This is a genomic window from Treponema sp. OMZ 805 (assembly GCF_050937395.1).
GTDB lineage: Bacteria > Spirochaetota > Spirochaetia > Treponematales > Treponemataceae > Treponema.
The window spans coordinates 16,673-40,058 of the sequence record NZ_JACCLP010000005.1 but is presented as its reverse complement, the minus strand read 5'-3'; the positions used below and the strand labels follow the sequence as shown (position 1 = coordinate 40,058).

20 protein-coding genes are annotated in these 23,386 nt (G+C 46.1%); 13 read left to right on the top strand and 7 right to left on the bottom strand.

The features are described from left to right. Positions 1 to 105: 105 nt before the first annotated feature. The 4 genes from groL to HGH47_RS05590 all read left to right on the top strand — a co-directional run bounded on the left by groL (position 106) and on the right by HGH47_RS05590 (position 4,393). Positions 106 to 1,740 (top strand): chaperonin GroEL, encoded by a 1,635-nt coding sequence (gene groL, locus HGH47_RS05605; protein WP_212566119.1) that lies wholly within the window; start codon positions 106 to 108, stop codon positions 1,738 to 1,740. Between the two features lie 423 nt (positions 1,741 to 2,163). Further along, on the top strand, positions 2,164 to 2,430 hold the full coding sequence (locus HGH47_RS05600) for an RNA recognition motif domain-containing protein (protein WP_212566121.1): 267 nt from the start codon (positions 2,164 to 2,166) through the stop codon (positions 2,428 to 2,430). A gap of 123 nt (positions 2,431 to 2,553) precedes the next feature. Then, entirely contained in the window at positions 2,554 to 3,693 is a 1,140-nt protein-coding gene (locus tag HGH47_RS05595; protein WP_212566122.1) for a tetratricopeptide repeat protein, read from the top strand. A gap of 175 nt (positions 3,694 to 3,868) precedes the next feature. Continuing rightward, the gene (locus HGH47_RS05590) at positions 3,869 to 4,393 is read left to right on the top strand and encodes a hypothetical protein (RefSeq protein ID WP_212566123.1); all 525 of its coding nucleotides are present in this window, start codon (positions 3,869 to 3,871) and stop codon (positions 4,391 to 4,393) included. Between the two features lie 116 nt (positions 4,394 to 4,509). Here the strand turns inward: HGH47_RS05590 and pta are convergent, their stop codons facing one another. Then, positions 4,510 to 5,517 carry a phosphate acetyltransferase gene (gene pta, locus HGH47_RS05585; protein ID WP_212566124.1) on the bottom strand — a complete coding sequence of 336 codons (1,008 nt, stop codon included), beginning with the start codon at positions 5,515 to 5,517 and terminating at the stop codon, positions 4,510 to 4,512. A 146-nt stretch (positions 5,518 to 5,663) separates the two neighbouring features. Here pta and trxB point away from each other — a divergent pair, with 146 nt between their 5' ends. The 4 genes from trxB to HGH47_RS05565 all read left to right on the top strand — a co-directional run bounded on the left by trxB (position 5,664) and on the right by HGH47_RS05565 (position 11,041). Then, positions 5,664 to 6,590: a thioredoxin-disulfide reductase gene (gene trxB / locus HGH47_RS05580; RefSeq protein ID WP_212566125.1), complete on the top strand. Its 927-nt coding sequence runs from the start codon at positions 5,664 to 5,666 to the stop codon at positions 6,588 to 6,590. Positions 6,591 to 6,595: 5 nt separating this feature from the next. After that, entirely contained in the window at positions 6,596 to 8,284 is a 1,689-nt protein-coding gene (locus HGH47_RS05575; protein ID WP_212566126.1) for a glycoside hydrolase family 3 protein, read from the top strand. Positions 8,285 to 8,316: 32 nt separating this feature from the next. Beyond that, positions 8,317 to 9,153 (top strand): FAD-dependent thymidylate synthase, encoded by an 837-nt coding sequence (gene thyX, locus HGH47_RS05570; RefSeq protein ID WP_212566127.1) that lies wholly within the window; start codon positions 8,317 to 8,319, stop codon positions 9,151 to 9,153. A gap of 379 nt (positions 9,154 to 9,532) precedes the next feature. Continuing rightward, the gene (locus HGH47_RS05565; RefSeq protein ID WP_212566128.1) at positions 9,533 to 11,041 is read left to right on the top strand and encodes a carbon starvation CstA family protein; all 1,509 of its coding nucleotides are present in this window, start codon (positions 9,533 to 9,535) and stop codon (positions 11,039 to 11,041) included. A gap of 173 nt (positions 11,042 to 11,214) precedes the next feature. Here HGH47_RS05565 and HGH47_RS05560 read toward each other — a convergent pair whose 3' ends face one another. The 3 genes from HGH47_RS05560 to HGH47_RS05550 are packed head-to-tail and all read right to left on the bottom strand — an operon-like array spanning position 11,215 to position 14,353. Continuing rightward, positions 11,215 to 12,318 carry a D-alanine--D-alanine ligase family protein gene (locus tag HGH47_RS05560; RefSeq protein WP_432910893.1) on the bottom strand — a complete coding sequence of 368 codons (1,104 nt, stop codon included), beginning with the start codon at positions 12,316 to 12,318 and terminating at the stop codon, positions 11,215 to 11,217. Positions 12,319 to 12,340: 22 nt separating this feature from the next. Further along, complete coding sequence (locus HGH47_RS05555; RefSeq protein WP_212566129.1) at positions 12,341 to 13,483, bottom strand: tetratricopeptide repeat protein; 1,143 nt, start codon at positions 13,481 to 13,483, stop codon at positions 12,341 to 12,343. Between the two features lie 51 nt (positions 13,484 to 13,534). After that, complete coding sequence (locus HGH47_RS05550) at positions 13,535 to 14,353, bottom strand: PilZ domain-containing protein (RefSeq protein WP_212566130.1); 819 nt, start codon at positions 14,351 to 14,353, stop codon at positions 13,535 to 13,537. Positions 14,354 to 14,772: 419 nt separating this feature from the next. Between HGH47_RS05550 and HGH47_RS05545 the strand changes: the two genes are divergently transcribed. Continuing rightward, a complete protein-coding gene (locus HGH47_RS05545; protein WP_212566131.1) occupies positions 14,773 to 15,819 on the top strand; it encodes an STAS-like domain-containing protein in 1,047 nt (348 codons plus the stop codon). A 3-nt stretch (positions 15,820 to 15,822) separates the two neighbouring features. Here HGH47_RS05545 and HGH47_RS05540 read toward each other — a convergent pair whose 3' ends face one another. The 3 genes from HGH47_RS05540 to grdC form a co-directional block, all read right to left on the bottom strand. After that, positions 15,823 to 16,416 carry a LysE family transporter gene (locus HGH47_RS05540; RefSeq protein ID WP_212566132.1) on the bottom strand — a complete coding sequence of 198 codons (594 nt, stop codon included), beginning with the start codon at positions 16,414 to 16,416 and terminating at the stop codon, positions 15,823 to 15,825. A gap of 240 nt (positions 16,417 to 16,656) precedes the next feature. After that, positions 16,657 to 17,805: a glycine/sarcosine/betaine reductase complex component C subunit alpha gene (grdD, locus tag HGH47_RS05535; protein ID WP_212566133.1), complete on the bottom strand. Its 1,149-nt coding sequence runs from the start codon at positions 17,803 to 17,805 to the stop codon at positions 16,657 to 16,659. After that, positions 17,802 to 19,352, bottom strand: a complete 1,551-nt coding sequence (gene grdC / locus HGH47_RS05530) for a glycine/sarcosine/betaine reductase complex component C subunit beta (RefSeq protein ID WP_212566134.1) — start codon at positions 19,350 to 19,352, stop codon at positions 17,802 to 17,804. The genes grdD and grdC overlap by 4 nt, the downstream gene beginning before the upstream one ends. A gap of 217 nt (positions 19,353 to 19,569) precedes the next feature. On the opposite strand from grdC, the gene murC reads away from it, so the two are divergent. The 4 genes from murC to HGH47_RS05510 are packed head-to-tail and all read left to right on the top strand — an operon-like array spanning position 19,570 to position 23,314. Beyond that, the gene (gene murC, locus HGH47_RS05525) at positions 19,570 to 21,021 is read left to right on the top strand and encodes a UDP-N-acetylmuramate--L-alanine ligase (RefSeq protein WP_212566135.1); all 1,452 of its coding nucleotides are present in this window, start codon (positions 19,570 to 19,572) and stop codon (positions 21,019 to 21,021) included. Then, positions 21,018 to 21,884: a YicC/YloC family endoribonuclease gene (locus HGH47_RS05520; RefSeq protein ID WP_212566136.1), complete on the top strand. Its 867-nt coding sequence runs from the start codon at positions 21,018 to 21,020 to the stop codon at positions 21,882 to 21,884. The genes murC and HGH47_RS05520 overlap by 4 nt, the downstream gene beginning before the upstream one ends. A 24-nt stretch (positions 21,885 to 21,908) precedes the next feature. Beyond that, complete coding sequence (gene cmk / locus HGH47_RS05515) at positions 21,909 to 22,484, top strand: (d)CMP kinase (protein ID WP_212566137.1); 576 nt, start codon at positions 21,909 to 21,911, stop codon at positions 22,482 to 22,484. Further along, positions 22,481 to 23,314, top strand: a complete 834-nt coding sequence (locus HGH47_RS05510; protein WP_212566138.1) for an A/G-specific adenine glycosylase — start codon at positions 22,481 to 22,483, stop codon at positions 23,312 to 23,314. The genes cmk and HGH47_RS05510 overlap by 4 nt, the downstream gene beginning before the upstream one ends. Positions 23,315 to 23,386 lie beyond the last annotated feature (72 nt).

The following is a 23,386-nucleotide window of genomic DNA, read 5'->3' as shown; positions in this document are numbered from 1 at the left end:
CGTTTTGAATGTTTACGAGGCTTTTGCAGACTGGTAAATGTTCTATATGTTAAAAACTACAGTACGTAGCATAATTTCAGTTATAATGATGAAGGAGTTCATAAGATGGCAAAACAACTGCTGTTTAATGAAGAAGCACGGAAAAAGCTGCTTTCCGGTGTTGAACAAATTTCAAGTGCGGTAAAAGTTACATTAGGTCCCAAAGGACGCAATGTCTTACTCGATAAGAGCTTCGGCGCTCCAACCGTTACCAAAGACGGTGTATCGGTTGCCCGTGAAGTTGAATTGGAAGATCCGTTTGAGAATATGGGAGCGCAACTCTTAAAAGAAGTTGCCACAAAGACCAACGATGTTGCCGGTGACGGAACCACAACCGCAACCGTTTTGGCTTATTCTATGGTACGCGAAGGCTTAAAAGCCGTTGCCGCCGGTATGACCCCGCTTGAATTAAAGCGCGGTATGGATAAGGCTGTGGCAATCGCCGTAGACGATATTCAGAAAAACGCCAAAGAGATTAAAGGTTCCGAAGAAGTTGCGCATGTTGCTTCCGTTTCTGCGAATAACGATCAGGAAATCGGTAAAATCCTTGCCGATGCCATTGCCCGTGTTGGAAAAGACGGTGTTATCGATGTCGGTGAAGCGCAGACCATGGAAACCGTTACCGAATATGTTGAAGGTATGCAGTTTGACCGCGGTTATATTTCTTCCTATTTTGTAACCGACCGCGACCGCATGGAAACCGTATACGACAATCCCTACATATTGATCCATGACAAGACTATTTCTACGATGAAAGATCTGCTGCCTCTTTTGGAAAAAGTTGCGCAGTCCGGCCGCCCGCTTTTGATTATCGCAGAAGATGTTGAAGGCGAAGCGCTGGCAACACTGGTTGTAAACAGCCTCCGCGGCGCGTTAAAAACCTGCGCGGTAAAGGCTCCCGGTTTCGGCGACCGCCGCAAGGAAATGCTCGAAGACATCGCTATTTTGACTGGCGGACAGGTTATCTCCGAAGAACTGGGTTTAAAACTGGAAACAGCCGATATCAGTCAGCTTGGTCAGGCAAAGAGCGTTAAAATCGATAAAGAGAATACTACGATTATCGACGGCGCAGGCGATAAAAAGCACATCAGCGACCGTGTGGCTCAGATTAAGAAGCAGATTGAAAATTCTTCTTCCGAATACGACACCGAAAAGCTCAAGGAACGCCTTGCAAAACTTGCCGGCGGTGTTGCGGTTATTAAGATCGGCGCTGTTACCGAAGTAGAAATGAAGGAAAAGAAACACCGCGTAGAGGATGCCTTGAACGCAACCCGCGCCGCTATCGAAGAAGGTATTGTTGCAGGCGGTGGTCTTGCACTCATTCAGGCTGCGGAAGCGCTCAACAAGGCTGATATTTCCAAGCTGACTGAAGACGAGAAGATTGGCTTTAAGATTGTGAAGCGCGCGCTTGAAGAGCCGATTCGCCAGATTGCGGAAAATGCCGGTGTTGACGGCGCTGTTATTGCGGAAAAAGCAAAAGAGAAGCGTGGTATCGGTTTTGACGCTGCAAAAATGGAATGGGCGGATATGATGAAGGTCGGTATTATCGACCCCGCAAAGGTTACCCGCTCCGCATTGCAGAACGCCGCATCCATTGCGAGTCTCCTGCTGACCACCGAGTGCGCTATCACTAATCTTCCTGAAAAGCACGCTCCGGCAGCTCCTGCTCCCGACATGGGCGGTATGGGCGGAATGTATTAATCGATATTCCCAACAAGCGGGTAAACGCATCAGGTAGAGTAGACCGGAATCGCAGAATAAAGAGGTTATGAGACCATTTGAACCATCTTCAACTGTTGTACGTCCGTGTACAACAGTTGAAGGCGAGTTTTGTGTGTGCACAAAACATCGCTGCTGTATGGAATCACTGCCATCCTTGGCAGTTCTGGTTGAGCAGCCCTAATTATTCTGCGGGGATGTTAAAAAACGGACTGATGCGTTTGCCTGCGTATCGGTCGGTTGACCGTTTATCGTAACTATGTTACAGTAGCTTATCTACGTGATCGTTGTTTCCATTAATGATAGAGCCGAAAGTTCAGCTTACATAATCAAATAAAGGTCTCATAGAAATTGTTTCCGTATGGATTCATTATTTAGCACCGCAAAAGGTAAAAGGATTTGAGTATGGCTCAGAAAATCTATGTAGGGAATTTAAACTACGCAACCACGGAAGAAGGTTTGTCAACCTTGTTTGGAACTTACGGCGAAGTCGTTTCGGCAGTTGTCATTAAAGACAAGTTCAGCAACCGTTCAAAGGGATTCGGATTTGTTGAAATGGCTGATGAGGGCGCTGCGCAAAATGCTATTGCAGAATTAAACGAAAAAGAATTCGAAGGACGCCGTCTCCGCGTTAATGTCGCACAGGAAAAACCCCGCCGCACCTATCCCTAATCAATTTATACAAAGGATCGGGAAACTCTAAAAACTGAAAAAAATTTCTTTCCTCTATAAGATAGAAGCCAATAAAAAGTTGCGGTAAAGTTTGCTATTATCTATATGGAGAGGAGCCAAGCTATGATTAACCATAACGCTCAATTTTTTTGGTGCCTGATTGTTAAGCATACTGCTATAACAAAGCCTCGGATATGCTTGGCGCCGATTATGGCTGCGATGATCCTTTTCTGCGCTTTATGCAGCACCTCATGTGCTTCGGTACAAACGGATATCCGCTATTCGGGCGGCGTGGGATCTGCTCGTGAAAAAACACTTGCAATGCTTGAATCGGCTATCGTCTCGCAACGGATACAATATAGCTCCGAACAAGTTAAGCGGATACAGACAGACATCGAAGCCTTGTTGCGGGAACCTTCCACCGATTCTTCATATTTGGCACGGCTATATGCTCTTTCTGCAGACGTATACCTATTACAACGCCAACCGAACGAAGCACGGAAGCGATTAGCTGAGGCAAAACAGCAAAACGAATATGATGAATACGTCCAATTAGTTTCGGCACGGATCATTTCCGATCAGGAAAAGCGGAGAGCATATTTGGAAGAGCGGCTTATACAAAATCCGACGTATTACCGGCTGAAAGCAGAACTCGGAGGGCTTTATTTCGCGGTAAAAGACTATCGGAATGCCCTCGCAGCCTTTGACGCTTCGCTTTTATTTTTACCTGAAGAATATCAGCGGCTCTACAGTAAACAGCGCGAGCAGAGTTTACAGCTTTATACGATAGACGGGGCATCCATTCGGAAATCTTCTGAAAAGATATTGCAAGCGCCTCAACTTTCATTAATAGAAATGGCAACCCTTACGCAAGATTCTACGAACGCACTGGATTTTATAACCGGTACCGCAGAATGGAAACCGCCGCTCCTTGCCGAATATCTGCAAAAAGATGGATGGTACAATCCGGAATGTGATGTTCTCAAAGATTTTGCGTCGAAAAAAGATGCCGCACTGTTTTTATGGCATTTAATTGTAGGCAATGATGAACTTCGCTTAAAGAAATATACACGCTATTACACCAGCAGACGACGGCTGCCTATTCCCGATGTTTTGATGGACGGTGTTTATTTTGATGCTATCATCGGTACGGTAGAAGAAGATGTTGTACCGCTCGTAGACGGTAAAAACTTTGAACCCGACAAACCCGTCAGCGGCATGGAGTTTTATCGCTGGTTGTTAAAAGCTGATGCCCTTCGGTGAATATCAGGGCGACTGAATCGGACGCACTTTTATATTTCTCCGCGTTAAACAACTGTCCTTTAGGGAGATTATAGTATGGTTATCCGTCTTTCTTAAAAAGCATAAAATTTAAAAAAATTGTGCGCAAAAAGAAGATAGGCTGGTCTTTTCTTGCTCTTTCGGTTATACTAAATACATGGAAGCCATAGATATTTTAAAGCCGCTTTTGGAAAAAGGACTGTTAAAGGAAAGCCTTACTTTGGCAGAAAGCGAAGGTAAGGAACTAAGCAAAATCAGCCATGATGGGCTTAATTTTGTAACAGCTTCTATATTAGCTGATGTACCCTCTGTTGAAAAAACCGAATTGATTAGAAAAACCGGAGCTTTCTTCTCTGCCGAGGATTATTGTAATCTATTAAATGAAAAGGTGTTTACTATTCACCCCGTAACCCGCGATCGGTTAAAAGATCAGGGGGCGTTGTTAACCGATGAAAATGTGAAGCAATACTATGCATGGTATAATATTTTTGATATTGCCTTCCCGTGGCTTCCATTATCGGTATTTGAAGATTTGGTAGTTTATCTACGGGATGAAAAGAGGTTGGTTTTAGATAAGGAAACACGAGAACTGGTAAAAGAAAATTTTTTAAATTCCAAACGATATTCCGAACGGGAGTTAAACACTCTATTCGAATCACCTATTTTTGATAACGAATTTTAATTGCGATATTGATGGAGCTGTCTGATATGGGGGCATTCTCTTAAAATGAAACATACCCCGACGCAGAGTGTCGGGGTGGTAAACGCTCCGTATAAATGAACGGGAACAACGCAGTTTTATTTTTTACCGGCCTGTACGAGTGTTACAACTGCCGTTACGACAATATCTTCGGTTGAACAGCCTCGAGACAAATCCGATAACGGTTTTGCAAACCCCTGCATAAAAGGTCCGTAAGCATCGGCTTTTGCGAAGCGCTGTACTAACTTATACCCGATATTTCCCGAATTAAGCTCGGGGAATATCAACGTATTTACCTTATCGCGGATAGGGCTTCCTGGCGCTTTTCTATCGGTTACTTCCGGTATGAGCGCGGCATCAAGCTGGAGTTCACCGTCATAACAGAAATTCACTTTTCGTTCATCCAGCAATTTAACGGCTTCGCGTACTTTGATAAGGCTCTCATCTTTATCCCCGCCGGATCCTTTTGTCGAATACGAAAGGAGTGCAACGACAGGTTCATGCCCGACAAAAGCACGATAACTTTCGGCTGCCGCAGTTGCAATATCCGCTAACTGTTCGGCAGTAGGATTGGGAATAACCGCAGAATCCGAGAAAATCAATACACCGTTCGTCCCCCATTCGGTACTTTTGGTATCTACAATAAAGCAGGAAGAAGCGGTTCTAACGCCTTTCTTTACACCGACGATAGTAAGCCCCGCGCGCAATACGTTTGCTGTTGTGTTTTCCGCACCGGCAACCATCGCATCAGCTTTATCTTGTGCCAGCATCATCGCGGCAAACCGTAAAGGCTCGTGCATCTCTTTTTTTGCTTCCTCCGGTGTCATTCCTTTAGCTTTCCGTTTTTCGTATAACGCTACGGCAAAATCTTCCGTCCATTCGGAATGCTCCGGATCGACAATAGTAAACCCATCGGTCAATACGCCTAACTTTTTGCAGGCTTCTTTAATCTCTGATGTTTTTCCGATTAAAAACAACTCGGCTGGAATTTGTTGATCGACAAGTATACGAGCTGCACGTAAAGTACGCTCTTCCGTCGCCTCAGGCAAAACCAAGCGATTGTGATATTCTTTCGCTTTGTCTTTCATTATTTGAACAAACCGCATAATAAAACCTCCGAATCACAGATGTAGGCACGAGTGTACTATTTTACCGCTTTTTCTGCAAGATTGCGCATTGTCTTTCGTACGAAATTTTGGTTGCCATGCCCCCTTCAATTGACCAAGGAGAGCTTTTTTCGTACATTATGATAATGAATACAAATTATGATATTATCGTTATCGGCGCAGGCGCGGCGGGTATGGCTGCGGCGCAATATGCGTGCCGAGCAAACTTAAAAGTATTGGTACTGGAAGAAAAAGCGCCGGGCGGACAGGTTGTTTTAATCGATTCGCTTGAAAATTATCCCGGATATGCCGAACCGATAAACGGCTTTGAATTTGCTGAAAATATGCGTAAACAGGCGGCAGGCTTCGGCGCCGAATTTGCTTCCGATAAGGTAGAAGCTGTTACAAAAAACGGAGATAAAACCTTTACCGTACAAACCACGGATAAAACCTACACGACGCTTGCAGTTATTCTTGCGACGGGAGCAGAGCACCGCAGCCTTGGCGTAAAGGGCGAAAAAGAGCTGCAAGGTAAAGGCGTTTCGTACTGCGCTACCTGCGACGGTCCCTTCTTTAGAAATAAGCATATCGTTGTGGTCGGTGGAGGGGATGCCGCTTGTGATGAAGCGCTCTTTCTTGCCAATTTGACTGATACAGTTACGATGGTACACCGCCGCGATACCTTCCGCGCGCAAAAGGCGCTCGTTACCCGAACATTGAACAATCCTCATATAACGGCGGTATTCGATACGACCGTTACGGAAATAAAGGGAACCGATAAGGTAACCGCCGTTGTACTGCGGAACGTAAAAACGCAGGAAGAGCGGGAACTTGTCTGTGATGCAGTTTTCTTTTTTGTCGGTATGAATCCTAAAACGGAGCTATTTCCCGACGCAACGAAAGATGCAACGGGCTATATCGTTACCGATGAGGATATGCGTACTTCTATCGAAGGACTCTACGCGGCGGGCGATGTGCGCGCGAAGTCTTTCCGGCAGGTGGTTACCGCAGTTTCCGACGGCGCTATTGCCGCCCATACCGCTGCAGCCTATATCGAAAATCTCCATAGTTAACCGCTTTGCGTCGTAAATATTTTTTTGCCGCCGTCTTATTCGGCGTCGCACTGCTGATCTTACCGCAGCTCAAGACACAACTGAATGCTCAAGCTCAAACTGCTGCACTTAAAACCCTGCCCGATTTTTATGATGCCGTACCTGCCGCGGAGCTTGCCGGCCGGATTACGGAGGCAATGACCGACGAAGAGCTATTATCCCAAACATTCATGTTCGGATGGGCGGGGCAGGCGCCGACCGACCTTTTAATGAGCTGGATTACCGAGCGGAGCCTCGGCAGCATCAAGATATTCGGCTGGAATACCGAGGACAGTATTGAACTGGCAAAAGCGGTTAGCCTTTTACAAAAAAAAGCCAACAGCACCCGCTTCCGTATCCCGCTCTTTGTTGCAACCGATCAGGAAGGGGGCTGGATACGGCATGTTAAGGGACGCACATCGGAAACACCCGGCAACCTCGCTATCGGCGCCTCCGGCTATCCGATAGATGCTTACTACGAGGGCTTTTATATAGCCCGTGAGCTTTCGGCGCTTGGGATCAATCTCAATTTTGCGCCGACGGTAGACCTCTATACCAACCATGAATCTTCCATTATAGGGCCGCGTTCCTTCGGGCAATCGCCGGAGGCTGCGGGGATTTTAGCCCGTGCCTTTATGCAGGGGAGTAAAAAAGCAGGCGTACTGACCACTGCTAAGCATTTCCCCGGACACGGGGACACGGCGCTTGACAGCCACGGAAAGCTGCCGAGCATCGCCATTTCCAAAGAGACCTTCTATAACCGCGAGTTGGTGCCGTTTCAATATCTCATCGAAGCGGATGTACCGGCGATTATGACCGGACACTTACACTTTCCCGCCGTATCCGAACACGGAGAGCCCGCTTCGTTCTCTCAGTATTTACTGCAAACCGTACTGCGCGGGCAGCTCGGATTTAAAGGTTTGGTTATCACCGATGATATGATGATGCACGGCGCAATCCGCTATGCCGGTACGGTTGCCAAGGCGGTTCAGCTCGCGCTTGAGGCGGGAAACGATATCATCGAATCGTCTACTACGCCTCGCCTTTATGATGCATTTTGGACGGAAAATTTACAGCGGATGCAAACCAATGAAGCATTCAGGTTGCGGGTTAAGGATGCGGCGCGTAGGATAATCGAAACAAAACTTCGGTATTTTAAAAGCGGCAATGCAGTACCGCTGTATCCCGACATATATGCTATTCCCGAAAAGCTGCCCGATGCCGAAGGACAGGCATTTTTTCTTTCACTTGCAGCACGGGCAGTTACCGTTGTCCGCGGTAAATACATTCCGTATACAATAAAACCGGGAGAAAAGATATTGCTTGCCGGTTCATATTCCGCTTTTTTACAGGCCGGTTTAAAACGATTCCCTGCTGCCCGAACCAGCAATCTGGCGGACAACATTTTTTCAAAAACCGCCGCAAGCGATACCGTCATTTTCTGTCTTGCAAACGATTCATCACTCCAAGTCTTGCAGCGGCTCTATAAGACCTATCCTAACAAACGGTATATCATTTTTTCCTGCCTCTCGCCGGTATTCTTGTCGGGTATTCCGGAAATTCCAACCGCGCTTGCTCTTTACAGCTATGCGCCGGTTTCGTTTACCGCAGGCTTCGGAGCATTGCTCGGCGATTTTAAACCGCAGGGACACTTGCCGCTTGATGGGATCAATTAACTATGCAACGGAAAAGTACCGATACATAGACTATGGCTCATTGTATTGTTCCCACGGCGGAAGAAATTCTTGATAAAGAATATAAGGTGTTGGACAAAGGCTTTGTCCGCTTGGTTGATTATCTCGGAGGAGACGCGCGCATCGTACAGGCCGCGCGGGTGTCGTATGGAGAGGGCACAAAAAGCGTTCGCGAAGATGCGGGGCTGATCGATTACCTACTACGGCATCAGCATACGTCCCCGTTTGAACAGGTCGTGCTGACCTTCCATATAAAGATGCCGATTTTTGTCGCGCGGCAATGGGTGCGGCACCGGACGGCGCGTCTTAACGAAATTTCAGGGCGGTATTCGATTATGCGGGACGAATGCTATTTACCCGCATCCGAGGATATCGCATTCCAAAGTACGGATAACCGGCAGGGACGTATGAGCGAACCGGCGCCGCTTGAGATACGGACGCAGATACGGGACACTCTGCACACGCAGCAAGAGAGCGCCTACCGTGAATACCGTGCACTCATTGATACAAAACTGGCGCGGGAACTTGCTCGCATCAATTTGCCCCTATCTGCCTATACGGAAATGTATTGGCAAATCGATTTACACAATCTCTTTCACTTCTTAAAACTCCGTTGCGACAGCCATGCTCAAAAGGAAATCCGCGATTACGCCTTTGTACTGCTGGAGATTTGCCGGAACGTGGCGCCGCTTGCAACAAGATCGTTCGAAAAGCATAGCTTAACCGGTGTGCATCTTTCCGGCGCCGAACTGGAAGCCGTGCGCAATCTGCTGCAAGGCGAAGAAAGCGGACTCAAAGGCAAAGAGCTGGAACGCTTTGAAGAAAAAATCCGCTCCGGTGAACAACTATAGCAAAACTGGGTAAACGCATCAGAGATTTTTTTAGAAACCCCGCGGAAAAATTAAGACTATTCGACCAGAGTTGAATCTCTTCGCGATTCAAATGGTCTCACAGTCTTAGTTTTTCCACGATTTGTATCTATTCTGCCTGATGCGTTTACTCGTTTGCTGGAAAAATGTGCGAAATTTAAAAAAAACTTCGCACAAAAGGAAGGTAAACGCATCAGAGTATTTTTTTTGATATTCTTAGCATCATACTTTTGGTAGAGATATAAAATTCTATTTTTTATTTACAAACGTAAAAAACGGATTTATACTTTATGTGTAATGATTCAATAGTAATGCAAGCTAAGGGGTCATTCATAAATCCAATTCACAGGAGGTACTTTTTATGGTAACGTTTTTGCTGTGTGTCGCAGCGCTCATTGTCGGTTACTTGGTGTACGGTACGTTTGTAGAAAAAGTTTTTGCTCCGAATGAAGCAAATCGGACGCCTGCTATGGCTAATCCTGACGGAATAGACTATGTTCCGATCTCAAAGCCGAAAGCTTTTTTAATCCAGCTTTTGAATATCGCCGGTTTAGGGCCGATCTTCGGTGCAATTTCCGGCGCTTTATGGGGGCCAAGTGTCTATCTCTGGATTGTCGGCGGAACGCTGCTTGCCGGAGGTGTCCACGATTATCTTGCCGGTATGTTGTCGGTGCGGAATGACGGCGCCAGTATTACCGAAATTACCGGTAAATACTTAGGTCATACGATGCAGAATATTATGCGCGTATTCGGTTTAGTGTTGCTTGTTATGGTCGGTGTCGTATTTATGGTAGGTCCGGCAGGTCTGCTTGCGCTGCTGACGCCCGAATGGCTCAATGTAAAAGTATGGACAATTATCATTCTTGTATACTATTTCCTTGCGACTCTCCTGCCGGTTGATAAGGTTATTGCGCGGTTCTATCCGATTTTCGGTATTTTCCTTATTTTAATGGCTGTCGGTGTTTCGGTTGCGACAATACTGAACAGCGGAACTCGTCCAATGATGGAATTGACGCTCGAAAACTTGTATCCGAGCGCACATCAGCGTCCTATTTGGCCGTTAATGTTTATCACGGTAGCATGCGGCGCCATCTCCGGTTTCCACGCAACGCAGTCTCCGATTGTTTCGCGTACGTTAAAAAATGAAAAAGAAGGCCGTTGGGTTTTCTACGGTGCAATGGTTGCCGAAGGTATTATCGCAATGGTATGGGCATCGGCGGCAATCGCTTTCTTTTGGAATAAAGATGGCTCAGGTACCGGTCTTAAAGCGCTCCTCGATATCGGCGGCGGAAATTCAAAATCGGTTTACGCCATTTGTACCGGCTTACTTGGAACGGTCGGCGGCGCTATCGCAATGATCGGTGTTATCGCATGTCCCATTACTTCGGGTGATACCGCGTTCCGCAGCGCTCGTATGATTGTCTTTGACTGGTTTAAACTTGATGAAAAGAATCTAAAGACTCGACTTTCTGTTGCCGTACCGTTACTGCTGGTTGGGTACTGTATTTCGCTTATCAATTACAGTGTTGTATGGCGCTATTTCTCGTGGTCAAATCAAACGCTTGCGATGATTGTCTTATGGACAGGCGGCGCTTATCTTGCAACAAACTATTCCAATCGGAACCGCTGCTGGATTGCGGTTATCCCCGCAACTTTTATGTCGGCTGTTTCCGTTACCTACCTGATGTATGCACCGGAGTGTTTCAATCTGGTTCGGCTCGGTATGCAGGGAATTACGATTTCGTATGCGGTCGGAATTGTTGTTGCGGCAGTGTTCTTTGTCATCTTTATGACAAGAATTTACCTGCGGCCTCAACAGAGTCTCGAAAGTCAACAAAAGATCATTATCGGACGTGCTCATAGCAAATAGGCAATTAAAGACAAGGGGAAGTGCTGATTAAATGCGCTTCTCGCTTTAATCAGCACTTCCCTAAGTTTTTAGAGATGTCCGGCAATTTTACTAAAGAGAAGCCGTCGGCTGTTTTACGCGGCTTCTCTATCGCGGTTTATTATATGCCTTTTGAAACGTGGATACGTTCGCGATTACTTCCAATCCGTCCTAATTTGTCGCGAAGAAGTAAATCGTTCAATGGCAAGATCAAATAAATGCATGATGAGTTCCCGATATGGCATGCCTGATGCTTCACACATCTTGGGGAACATCGAAATGGCGGTAAAGCCCGGGATGGTGTTTACCTCGTTCAAATAAATTTTCTTTGTTTTTTTGTCGATAAAAAAATCGACCCGCGCTAAGCCGCTTAAATCAAGCGCTCGGTAGGCTTTGCCTGCAATACTGCGGATTTCACGGCGCTGTTCGTCGTCGATGTCGGCAGGAATTTTCAGCTGCGCTCCGTTGGGATCAATATACTTTGCATCATAATCGTAAAATTCGTGGGAAGGAATAATTTCTCCCGGCGTATAGACTACGCATTCATCATTGCCGGTTACGGAACATTCGATTTCGCGCGCGGCAATACACGCTTCGATCAGCACCTTGCTGTCCCAGAGAAAGGCTTCCTGCATTTTTTGCAGCAGCTCGGTACGGTTGGCTGCTTTACCGGCGCCGACGGAACTGCCTACCCTGCACGGTTTTACAAACAGCGGGTATTCCAATTCTTTTTCTGCCTGAGTGATAATGCTTTCGCGTTCTTTCGGGTTATCCCATTGGAATTTTCTTACACATAAAAACGGCACGATCGGCAACTGCTCATGCTGCCAGATTATCTTTGTCTTTTCTTTGTCCATCGCAGCGCTGCTTGCAAGCACGCCGCCGCCGATATATGGAAGGTCAGCCATTTCAAATAAACCTTGAATGGTGCCGTCCTCTCCAAAACTGCCGTGTAATACCGGAAAAACAACATCCGTAGCAATCGGTTTGCCGTTTACTGATAAGCCGGATGTAGTGCCTCCGCCCGGGATAACGGCAACACGTGCTGCCTTATTGCGCTCTATCGTTAAGACTGCGGACGTATCCTTACGAATACGTTCTAAAAGTGAGTCAGGCTGCAAATACCATTCACCGTTTTTGGTAATACCGATTAAATGTACGGTATGTTCGTTGTCGATAGCACGAACAACAAAAGAAGCGGAAACAAGCGACACCTCATGCTCACCCGATCTTCCGCCATAAATAATAGCTATATTCATAGTATACTCCGTATTGTATCCTTTATGTATTTTCCAATTTTTTTAAGATTTCAACGGCGAGCGTATCTTCGGGATAAATATCAAGAACCGTTCTAAAAAATGCTTTTGCTTCTTCAGTCCTTCCTTCTTTTAACGAAATAGTTCCTAAATTTGAAATAATCTTGATATTCTCCGGCTCTTGCTCAAGTGCGCTCATCAGCCAACGGCGGCTTTCGTCAAATTGATCAAGCTCCATTAAACAGATGGCAAGCTCATTGCAAATATCGCAATAGGCAACTGCCAATTCCTTTGGAGTCTTTTTCCCAAGCTCCAGACAATGAAGGAATGCTTCCGAAGCGTCCTTCCATCGCTCTTGACGGCGCAGCGCCCAGCCGAGCAAAAACCACGCATTCCATACCTTAGGGTGATGCTCTAAAAACTCCCGTATTTTTTCCAGCGCCTTTTCTTCTTCTCCCATCTGTATAAAATCAAAAGCTCCCTTAAAAAGCTCATCGTCAAGCGCTTGTGTTTCTATCCATTCAATGAGTTCGGAAGCCTTTTTTTTGCGATGTGCCGTTAATTCATCCTGCGCCGTTTCAATATGCAGGTACGTTTCCAATACGCTTTTTGCCTTGGGAAAGTTTTTCTGACGGATAAAGAAAAAGCCTGCATTAAAAAAGGCGTCAGGTAACGGCGGTTCGGCAGCCAACACTTCTTTATATGCTTGAAAAGCCTTATCGGTATAGTATTCGGCATAATCCTCTGCACCCGCTTGTTCGTAGAAACGGGAGCGTTCATCCATCAGTAGGGCAACGTTCAATTTTGTCTGCATGTGTTCGGGGAATAGACCTTCAAGTGCAAACAACAGCTGTTCAGCTAAGTCAAAATCGGCATTTTTTATCTTTAGAATTGCAGCATTGGTCATTTCTTCGAGGATATTCGGACGTAATTCCTTAAAAATATCCCGATAGTATGCAATGTGCTGATTATCCCTTTCGTATGCAAATACATTCAGCATACCGGCTAAAATCATCTCTTCGGAAATACTTCCCGCCGTAAACTTTTCCTCTTCATCCGTTAGAAGGAGCGGAAGCGGTATCGATGAATCAAAGCCGGGAATTTTTGCCGCTAAAGCATATTCATCAGGCACTTTGATATAAATGAGTTGCTTATCGGAGTTTTCCATTTGTATTGATCCTATTGGGTTACGACGGTTTGTTTGTACTGATAAACCTCATTAGAGATAGGTTTTACGTTGTTGGTTAAAGTATTGAGTTAATCGTATTTTATAAGCAAGCGGCACCGTCGAGGGAGTATACGTCATCGCAACTGCAATCAGGTCTTTCCGTTTTTCTACCAACTCTGCTCTGATAATTTTACCGCGCAATCCGACAATGACGGTAGGATCATCAAAGTCGAACTTCAGCACACAGTCTTTATTGAGCAGAAACGGAGCAATCCCTGCCATAATAAACTTTGCGCCGGAAAACGAAATATCTCGCACGATGCAACGCCTAGGAATGTTTTCGATGTAAACAATTGTTTCTTTTTTTGTCAGCGACAGTTTCCGCATCGCCTCCGCGTTTAACTCGATACGTTCATCTCCGCGCTTAGTTGTATTTGCTTTTGCATCGACAAGGAGCCCCAGCTTTTCAATTAAGTCGTCGGGAGCGCGTTGTGTATATTCGATATTAAGCAGGAGTAAATCGGGGGTTACCGTATATGGTGTGCAGCTTACCACTTTCCCTGAAACAAAGAACGAAAGATCACTTTTCCCATTTGTTTGAGAAAAGGAAAACCACAGAGAAACCGCCGTAGAACCTTCGCATATTTTTTCATATATTCCGCAATGCTGCGGTACGATTACCTTTGCTCCTATCATCGAAGAAGAGTTGATGACGCACGGCCACGGTCCTCCTTCGGCGCCAACACAGCGTATTGATGATTGCTGCGCATTAAGATTCATTGCTTGAATAACTTCTTTTGTAAAAGTTATTTCCGCTTTTTGGAAAAAATCGTAATACCTATTAACCTGTTGACTCGTCAGGAAACCCATAGCAGTAATAATAAGTTTATTTTATTAAAAGGTCAAGCGAGCTTCAACAGGGTAAACGCATCAGACAGTTTGGTGTATTACCCCGCAAAATAAGCGGCTGTATCAGCAGAATTTCACCGCTGTGCGGTTCAAATGCTGCTCCAGCCGCTTATTTTGCGATATGTTTTTAGCTGTCTGATGCGTTTATCCTGTTTCTGAAAAAATTTTGCACAGAAGGAAGATAACCGCTACCGTCAAAAGCGAGTAAAGTGAACCTATATCGTAGGAATGAGGCACAACGGCTGAGCTGCGTTGCTTACCGAATTAGCCTGTGATTATAGGATCAGGGTGAAATGAGTAGGCGTACTTTTTTGGGTATGTCAATAGTTTACATTTATTAAAAAACGATTTATATTTGCTATTAGAGGTGAATATTGAATATGAAGTTTACTAAAGAGATAGAAAAAGCTATACAAACTTTTATAATAGAGCAACTACCTTCTCATAAAAACGATATTGTTACTTTTACTATGAATCATTTCGGTATATCAAAACCGACGGTAGCAAAGTTTTTAAATCAGCTTATTTTAGAAAATATTATTGAAATGAACAGAAAAGGCCGATACCCTGATTATTCTTTGGTTACAAAGAAATATTCTTTTACATATAAACTTAAAGATAAGCTCGAAGAAGATATAATTTTACGAAAGGATATTTTGCCTCTTTTATCTGATGTACAAGAAAATGTTCAACGAATTGTTCAATATTGCTTTACCGAAATGGTGAATAATGTTATTGATCACTCAAACGCAGATATAATGAATGTGGAAGTAGACTTAAACGCTTTAAATATTGCAATCTTGATTCGTGATAACGGAGTCGGTATCTTTAATAAAATTCAAAAAGCCCTCGGTCTTGAAGATCCGAAATATGCTATTTTGGAACTTGCAAAGGGAAAATTTACATCGGATCCTGAAAGACACAGCGGTGAAGGTATTTTTTTTAGTTCCCGTCTATGTGATAAGTTTATGATCTTATCCGGCGGATTATTTTTTAGTGGTCATCATGAAAATGACTGGCTGCTTGAAAATCCTGATTCCGTATCAGGTACTGCGGTTTCGATGGTAATAGCAAAAAACTCACATTTAAATATTTCGGATGTTTTTAATGAGTATGCAGACCCGGATAAACAGCCCGGTTTTTATAAAACCCGTATACCGGTAAAACTTATGGAATATGAAGGCGAACTACTACTATCCCGTTCACAAGCAAAAAGACTTATTACAAGATTTGATAAATTTTTAGAAGTTGTTTTGGATTTTCAAGGGGTAACTGAAATAGGTCAAGCATTCGCCGATGAAGTTTTTAGAGTGTTTAGAAACATGCATCCCAATGTTCATTTACAACCGATAAATTGTTCTCCCACCGTACAGCGTATGATTGCATATATATCAGCCGATTATTTTCAAAATATATACAATAGCTAATCCTTACCGAAATATATCGAACACCATGGCTGCGGCACAATATAATAAGCCGAGCACCATAACGGCGTTGACTACGATGCCGTACTTACCCAAAAGTTTGTCGAATGATGTACCTACTATCACCCAACAGAACGCGCATATTGGACCGAAGCATGATAGAAAGATATACCATCCGATAAGCGCACTCAATGTGTTATAATGCGGTAAAATAAAGGTAGTCCATACAGTGATAGCATAGATAATAACTTTAATATTGATAAACTGCTGCAATGCCCCATGTAATACGATATGCGTACTCTTCATCGGCGTTTTTCCGCTATGCGGTTTATTTCTCCATACAATCCATGCAAGATAAATCATATACAGCGCTCCCACCGTTAAGAAGAAGGGTTTAATTGCAGGAATTGTTTCATAGAGAATAGAAGAAAAAACAGCGCAACACAACATAAGGCACAGAAAGCCGATCAAACAGCCGAAAACAAAGAGAACTCCTTTACGAAATCCGTATTTACTCGAATACATCATTGCTGAAATATTATTCGGCCCCGGAGTAATCGATGTAAAAAATACAAAACTGAAAAACGCAATGTAGTTCATGGGCATCTCCTGTCGTATGCAGTGTTATGTCGTCCGTTTATAAAGTATTTTTGTGCGCTGTACGTTAAAACTGTTCATTCTACGAAGCATATCAGATAGCTTCTCTTTATAATAATATAGATGTTTAAGGAAGACCTCTAAAAACTTGCTTTGCAGGCCGCAGCAGACAAGGAAATGAATTTCCTTATAAAACAAGCCGCGGCACTTGCAGTTTTTAGAGGTCTCCTACAGTAATTCTTTTTAGATATAGTTCGCTGCGGTTAAAATCTTACGGGCTTGTTCGGCGTCTTCGCCGGCGAGCAGGATGACGGGGCCGGTACAGCCCATACCCGCTTCCGCATAGATGTTCTCTTTCCAGAGCGTCTTGCAGGCATTTTCTATATCGATAACGTCGATGCCGTGGATTTCTTCCGTAACAGCTTTTTTAGGCGGCGCCGCGACTGTCTCCGCGCTTGCTTCTTTTACGGCGCCGAACGAGTCGAGTATGGCTTGCAGCCCCGCTTTTTCGGCGGCTTGTATCTCGGCACGGCACAGCGCTTGTAGGTTTGCCTGCGCGCTGCGCGCAGAATACGCCAAGGCTGCGGCGATAACCGGAGCGCCCGATGCGCGGGAAACAATCGCGACAACATCGGTCATATCTTTACCGGCGCAGGGGCCGTAACCGGAACCGGAGGCTTCGTAGCTCCCCCCCGTTAAGAAAGAGCTGAACAGCTTCATCAACACATTGCCGGTTAAGGTATCGCAGACCATCACATCGGGCGTGCCTTGCAGCAAATCGTTTCCACGCATGCGTACCCCGCCGTCGGCGCGGTGCGATTCGGTGAAGCGTATCGGATAGCCCGCTTTTTGCAGTTTTAGCAATGCTTTTTCAATTGTCGCAACGCCGTCGATGTTTAAAAGCCCGACCGTCGGATTTTCAACGCCGTTTGCCTTTGCAACGGCAATCCCTGCAAAGGTGTTTAACAGCATTGCCTTATACCGGTCGGCATCGGAAGCGCCGGTAGTGGACGCAATAAACATCTCTTTGCCGAAGCCGGGCGTTACTACCTTTCCGATTGTCGTAACGCCGAGTGGGAAAGTGTAGTGCATCGTCACCGCGGCTTTTATTTCGCCCGTTTTAAACAATTCTTCCATTTTATGATGCGCGTCTTCCAGCGTCGGCGCTTCATACCAGCGGAACCCCTCGGTTTTCGGGCCGCCGATCAGCACAATATCCAATCCGGGATTGGCATGGGCTGCCAGCTTTGCCGCGCGGATAAGCTCCGCTTCTCCGTGCTCGCTGCCGGGGACGGTTAAGCCGACCGGAAAGGCTTCCGCAAAGGCGCCGGTTTCCAGTCCCTTCGCCATCAGGCTGAAGGCATCGGCCAGTTGTTGTTTTGTACTGCTCATTTTGCTCCGTCCTCCGCTAAAATACGGGCAGCGACATCGCGCATAGCATCGGCTACAATCTTTTTAATTTCCGCTTCACCGGCGCCGCCCGCAGCACCGGAACTTTCCTTGCCGTTGTTCGCCTCGATTAAAAGGCTTAAACCGTCAAAAAGGTTTGTCAAACGGCCGAGGAACAAGCTGCCCTTTCCGATAATCATCGCACGGTGCAGACTGCCTGCGAGCATATCTCGCCGTGCATGGCCGATAAAGGGAACACCGGAGGGAATGTGTCCCTGTGTAGGTGCGAATCCTTCCACGCCGTATTGCTTTACAAATTCTGCAATTTTTGCGCGTTCGAGCTGTCCTTTCATAACCGCAAGCGCCGCGATCATCTTTGTGTTTGCTTCCGGCACATTTCCGGCGCCCGCAGGGGCGGTGATCTCGTGGTTCTGCAACTCCGCAGCGAACTTTTCGACATCGGTAATCTTCATCCCAGCTGCGTTGAGCGGATCATAGATGAGCGCTGTCATAACCGCCTGCGGAGAAGAACCGGAAGAAATCGTATGTTTACCGATCACATCGGTATTGATAATGGGGTTTACGCCGTCGTCTTCCGTAATTAAAACGGCGAAACCGCCCACCATATCTTCAAGGAGCGGCATCTCTTTTTTAACGTGATCCTTACCGTTCATACCGAGCTTGGGCACGGAACCTCCGGCGACAACCATAACGGTTTTAAAGATACCCGACCGCACGAGCGCAGCGGCATTCACCAATGCGTGTACCGGCGCTGCGCAGAACCCGCGGATATCGCAGCCGGTTGCATGAACGCATCCCGCTTTTTCGCCGACGGACTTTGCGATGTTGCCGCCTCCGCGCTGGTTTACATCGCCCGCAGCTTCCTCGGAACACTCGATAATATAATCGATGTCCGCTGCATTGATACCTTCAAGTTCTGCGAGGTGCCACGCGGTTAAAATACCGCTTCCCTTGGTAACAAGGTTTTCGAGCATCGTATGGGCGCTCAAGTTCGGGTCGGTGTCGTGCGCTTGCTTGACACAGCCGACCAGCACGTCATTGTCGTACAAGCCTTCCGCCGTATGCGATTGCACCAATTTTTCGATATCGGCCTTGGAATGGGCTTCTCCCAACGCAATCGCCTTATCCTTCATGAGCGGATGATTTTGAATAATCGTTGCCGCTTCGGCAGTAAATTCTTCGGTTAAGTATACCAGTTCAAAGACATCGGCATACTTCATCAAGATGTAAAGTTCTTTTTGCGTTGCAATTTCGCCGAACGGCCCAAAGCGGTCGGCTTTCTCGGTGCACTTAAACCACGGCTCGGGGATGCCGGGCAAATCTTCAGGCTTTTTATTTCCGATATACACCTGATTGGGCGGATATTGCACAGCCTGCTCAAAGGTTCTTAAATGAGACGGAATTGCGGCAATATAGGGATCGGCAGGATCTTTTGCAATCGCTGCGGTCTGAGTTGAACCGTTCCGTTTTAACAGATCGGGGCTGTGCGCTAACGTATAGCTCGCCCCTTTAATCACTGCGTTTTTCATAATGCATCCTTATTGATAAAATTTTGAGGGAAGCTCCGTCGTGTATCGATAAACGGTATCTTCCTTTAGAATAGTAACACCAACTTTGTTTTATAGCCTACACGTTGAAAATGCTCTTGTCAAGCATTTAAGAAAACTGTTACACGGCGCTTTTGGTCAATACCTCTTGCAATTTATATTCTTGTTTAAAATGCAATTTTGATTTACTATAGCGCCTATGATTACAACCCGTTTGCCGGAAAATCTCTCCGGTTATCATATACACATGATCGGTATTAAAGGAACCGGCATGGCGGCCTTAGCGGAGCTGCTTGTTTCGCGGGGCGCGATTCTGAGCGGCAGTGATGTCAGCGATGAATTTTATACCGATGCGTTGCTGCGTAAGCTGAACATACCGGTCAGCACTCCTTTTGCGCCTTCAAACATTCCCGCTTCCACCAAGCTTATCATATATTCAACGGCGTACGCGCCTGACAAAAACCCTGAGCTATATGCCGCTGTGGAAAAAAATATCCCGCGTATGAGCTATCCCGAAGCGTTGGGCGCTTTTTCTCAACACAGTTATTCGGCAGGTATCGCAGGCGTGCACGGCAAAACGACAACTACCGGTATTGCAGGAACGTTGTTAAAGGATTTAAACTTGAGCGCCTCAGTATTGGCGGGGAGCGCCGTGTCCAACTTCGGCGGCGGATGCACGGTTATCAACGGTTCAAAGTATTTTGTCGCCGAAACCTGCGAATATAAACGCAACTTTTTGTTTTTTCATCCTCAAAAAATCGTACTTACCAGCATCGAAAGCGATCATCAAGATTACTATCCTCAATACGAAGACATATTGACTGCCTTCTTACAGTACATCGACCGCCTGCCTCAGTTCAACGAATTGATTTATTGCTCAGACGATGCAGGAGCGCGGGAGGCAGCAAAGCTCACGTTTTCTTCCCGTCCCGATCTTGTCTTAACCCCTTACGGCAAAACAGCGCACGGCGACTACGGGATTAAAACTCTCGGTATCAAAAACGGGCAGTCGGTCTTTTCTCTGCGCGGCTTCGGCGGAGAATTCCGCATCGGTATTCCGGGAGAGCACAGCGTCCTCAATGCAACTGCCGCAATCGCGCTGGTAATCGGGCTTATCAAACAGGAGCGAAATGAGGTTACCGCCGCCGATCTCACCGCAATCAGAAACAGTCTTGCTTCATTTAAGGGGGCAAAACGGCGCAGCGAAATTTTAGGCGAAGTAAACGGCATCCTGTTTATGGACGATTACGGACACCACCCCACCGCAATTTATAAAACGCTCAAGGGCATCCACGAGTTTTATCCCAAACGGCGCATCATCGCGGACTTTATGTCGCATACCTATTCGCGCACCGCAGCGCTGCTTCCGGAATTTGCAAATGCTTTTTCCTACGCCGATACGGTTATCCTGCATAAGATATACGCTTCCGCACGGGAAAAATACAACGGTTCGACAAACGGCAGGACTTTGTACGAACAAATGAAAAAGCGGCATAAACGAATTCATTATTTTGAAGAGATTATGGATGCAAAGGATTTTGTAGAACACGAGCTGCGCCCGAACGATTTGTTCATCACCGTTGGGGCAGGCGACAATTGGAAGCTCGGCCGCGCCGTTTATAACGACTTACTCGCAAAGGCACACGTATGAAAAGCATGACGAGTTATGCCTATCTTGACGGCGTTGTGAACGGTACCGATATTTCCTGCGAACTGAAAAGTTATAACTCCCGATTTTTGGATCTCAACATCAATGTTCCCTCTACAATGGCTCGGCTTGAACCGTTTTTACGCACATATTTTTCCAAGCGGATTATACGGGGCAAGGTCGATTTTTATCTGCGCTTAAAGAAAGTACACAACGAGCAGCCTATTCTGCCCAATATACCGCTTGCACAGACTTACTATAAATCCATCGCCGATATTGCCCATGCGCTTGGAATGGAAAATCAAATCACACTTGAGCTGATTTTACGGCAAGAGGGCGTGCTGCAGATTGATAAAAGTTTTGATGAGGGGCTTTGGCAAAAAGCCCTTATCCCCCTCCTCGATGAGTTGATTGAAAAGTTCAATACGTGCAGGGTTGAAGAAGGTAAGGCGTTATCCGCCGATATACGGAAAATGCTTGCCGTACTTTCCGGCTCGGTTGCGGAGATTGAACGGCACGCCGCTAAAATGGAAGAGCTTTTTTCTGCAATGCTGAAAAAGAAATTTTCCGACCTTATGGAGCGTGAACCGGATCAACAGCGCGTTATGCAGGAAGTCGCGGCGCTGCTCGTTAAGTATACAATCAACGAAGAAATCATACGGGCAAAAGCGCATATCGCGGCTTTAGAAAAAGAAATTGCAGAAAACGAAACTCCCGGACGGAGAATTGATTTCCTGTGTCAGGAAATCAATCGGGAGATCAACACCATCGGCTCCAAAAATCAGCTGACGGAAATCGGACAGGCGGTAATCTCCGCTAAGGATGCTCTGGAAAATATCCGTGAGCAGGCTCACAATATCGAATAAGGGATACTAAGAGAGAGACTATTGATGAAAAACAACTACGCCATTCCTGCAAAAAAAGAGCTGCGCATTGCAATTTCAGGTGCTTCCGGCTGCGGCAACACAACGGTCTCTACTTTGTTGGCCGACACGTTGGGTATTCCATGCATCAATTATACCTTTAGGAATCTCGCAAAAGAATTGGGTATGCCGTTAAAAAAAGTCATTGAGCAAGCGAAAACGGATTTCAGCTTTGACCGTATTGTCGATAGCCGCCAAGTTGAGCAGGCGTTGAAATCATCGTGCGTATTGGGTTCCCGCCTTGCGATTTGGATGCTGAAAGAGGCGGATTTAAAAGTGTATCTTTATGCCTCCGAAGAAGTACGCGCGGGACGCATTTTTCAACGGGAGGGTGGAAGCCTTGAGCATATCAAAGAGTTTACCGCGATGCGGGACAGCGACGACACCCGCCGATACAAAGAATTGTACAATATCGACAATACCGATTATGCCTTTGCCGATATGCTGATCGATACGGAGCATTATACGCCGGATGTCATTGTAGGGCTTATCATAGACGAGCTTTTACGGCGTTCGCTCATTGTTCGGAAAGCAGACAGATGAGTATTCTTGAAGCACCACCTCATCCCGATTACACCGATTTTCAAAAAGCGATTTTAGATTACTATGCTGCACACGGCAGGTCTTTTCCGTGGCGCACGACAAACGATCCGTATTCCATCCTTGTGTCCGAATTTATGCTGCAGCAAACGCAGACCGAACGGGTGGTGGAAAAATATAACCGCTGGTTGGAAGTGTTCCCCACGGTGCAAGACCTTGCGGCCGCCTCCCTCGTGCAGGTGCTTGAGCAATGGGTAGGTCTTGGGTACAACCGCCGTGCGCGTTTTTTACACCAGTGCGCCCAAACCATTGCAAGCGAATACGGCGGAGTTGTTCCCGACACTTCTAAAACGCTTCAAACGCTTTCGGGTATCGGTCCCTACACAGCTGCCGCGATTTCGACATTTGCCTACAATAAACCTAACGCATTTATCGAAACAAATATCCGCGCGGTGTTTATCTTTTTCTTTTTTAAGGATAGGGCAGATATCAGCGATAAAGAAATATTCCCGCATATCGAAGCGTCGCTGTATACAGAAAATCCGCGGCTTTGGTACTACGCGCTGATGGACTACGGCGTGGAATTAAAAAAGAAAACCGTCAATCCGAACAGAAAAAGCAGGCATTATACCAAACAGTCCAAATTTGAAGGGTCGGTACGGCAAGCGCGCGGCGCAGTAATCAGAACTCTTACGGCGCACAATAACCAAGGATATGCAGAGCTGTACGGCAATACTCAGACGGAAAAACTCCTCTTCGATAAAGCGCTTGAAGGACTCATCCGCGAAGGTTTTGTGGCAGAAGAAGGCGGCTGTTATTCCATTAAGCAGTAAGGGGCAGTCTGCTTTCTGTAACCAACGGCAAGTACGGTTTTCGGTGTTGCTTGGTAATACCTCATACGAGTA

What these genes read in the sequence shown, in the direction of transcription:
- HGH47_RS05600 (WP_212566121.1), top strand. Translation starts at nt 2,164, where the DNA reads ATGGCTCAGAAAATCTATGTAGGGAATTTAAACTACGCAACCACGGAA.
- groL (WP_212566119.1), top strand. Translation starts at nt 106, where the DNA reads ATGGCAAAACAACTGCTGTTTAATGAAGAAGCACGGAAAAAGCTGCTT.
- trxB (WP_212566125.1), top strand. Translation starts at nt 5,664, where the DNA reads ATGAATACAAATTATGATATTATCGTTATCGGCGCAGGCGCGGCGGGT.
- HGH47_RS05555 (WP_212566129.1), bottom strand. Translation starts at nt 13,483, where the DNA reads ATGGAAAACTCCGATAAGCAACTCATTTATATCAAAGTGCCTGATGAA.
- pta (WP_212566124.1), bottom strand. Translation starts at nt 5,517, where the DNA reads ATGCGGTTTGTTCAAATAATGAAAGACAAAGCGAAAGAATATCACAAT.
- HGH47_RS05565 (WP_212566128.1), top strand. Translation starts at nt 9,533, where the DNA reads ATGGTAACGTTTTTGCTGTGTGTCGCAGCGCTCATTGTCGGTTACTTG.
- HGH47_RS05520 (WP_212566136.1), top strand. Translation starts at nt 21,018, where the DNA reads ATGAAAAGCATGACGAGTTATGCCTATCTTGACGGCGTTGTGAACGGT.
- thyX (WP_212566127.1), top strand. Translation starts at nt 8,317, where the DNA reads ATGGCTCATTGTATTGTTCCCACGGCGGAAGAAATTCTTGATAAAGAA.
- HGH47_RS05560 (WP_432910893.1), bottom strand. Translation starts at nt 12,318, where the DNA reads ATGAATATAGCTATTATTTATGGCGGAAGATCGGGTGAGCATGAGGTG.
- cmk (WP_212566137.1), top strand. Translation starts at nt 21,909, where the DNA reads ATGAAAAACAACTACGCCATTCCTGCAAAAAAAGAGCTGCGCATTGCA.
- grdC (WP_212566134.1), bottom strand. Translation starts at nt 19,352, where the DNA reads ATGAAAAACGCAGTGATTAAAGGGGCGAGCTATACGTTAGCGCACAGC.
- HGH47_RS05590 (WP_212566123.1), top strand. Translation starts at nt 3,869, where the DNA reads ATGGAAGCCATAGATATTTTAAAGCCGCTTTTGGAAAAAGGACTGTTA.
- HGH47_RS05595 (WP_212566122.1), top strand. Translation starts at nt 2,554, where the DNA reads ATGATTAACCATAACGCTCAATTTTTTTGGTGCCTGATTGTTAAGCAT.
- murC (WP_212566135.1), top strand. Translation starts at nt 19,570, where the DNA reads ATGATTACAACCCGTTTGCCGGAAAATCTCTCCGGTTATCATATACAC.
- HGH47_RS05550 (WP_212566130.1), bottom strand. Translation starts at nt 14,353, where the DNA reads ATGGGTTTCCTGACGAGTCAACAGGTTAATAGGTATTACGATTTTTTC.
- HGH47_RS05545 (WP_212566131.1), top strand. Translation starts at nt 14,773, where the DNA reads ATGAAGTTTACTAAAGAGATAGAAAAAGCTATACAAACTTTTATAATA.
- HGH47_RS05510 (WP_212566138.1), top strand. Translation starts at nt 22,481, where the DNA reads ATGAGTATTCTTGAAGCACCACCTCATCCCGATTACACCGATTTTCAA.
- grdD (WP_212566133.1), bottom strand. Translation starts at nt 17,805, where the DNA reads ATGAGCAGTACAAAACAACAACTGGCCGATGCCTTCAGCCTGATGGCG.
- HGH47_RS05540 (WP_212566132.1), bottom strand. Translation starts at nt 16,416, where the DNA reads ATGAACTACATTGCGTTTTTCAGTTTTGTATTTTTTACATCGATTACT.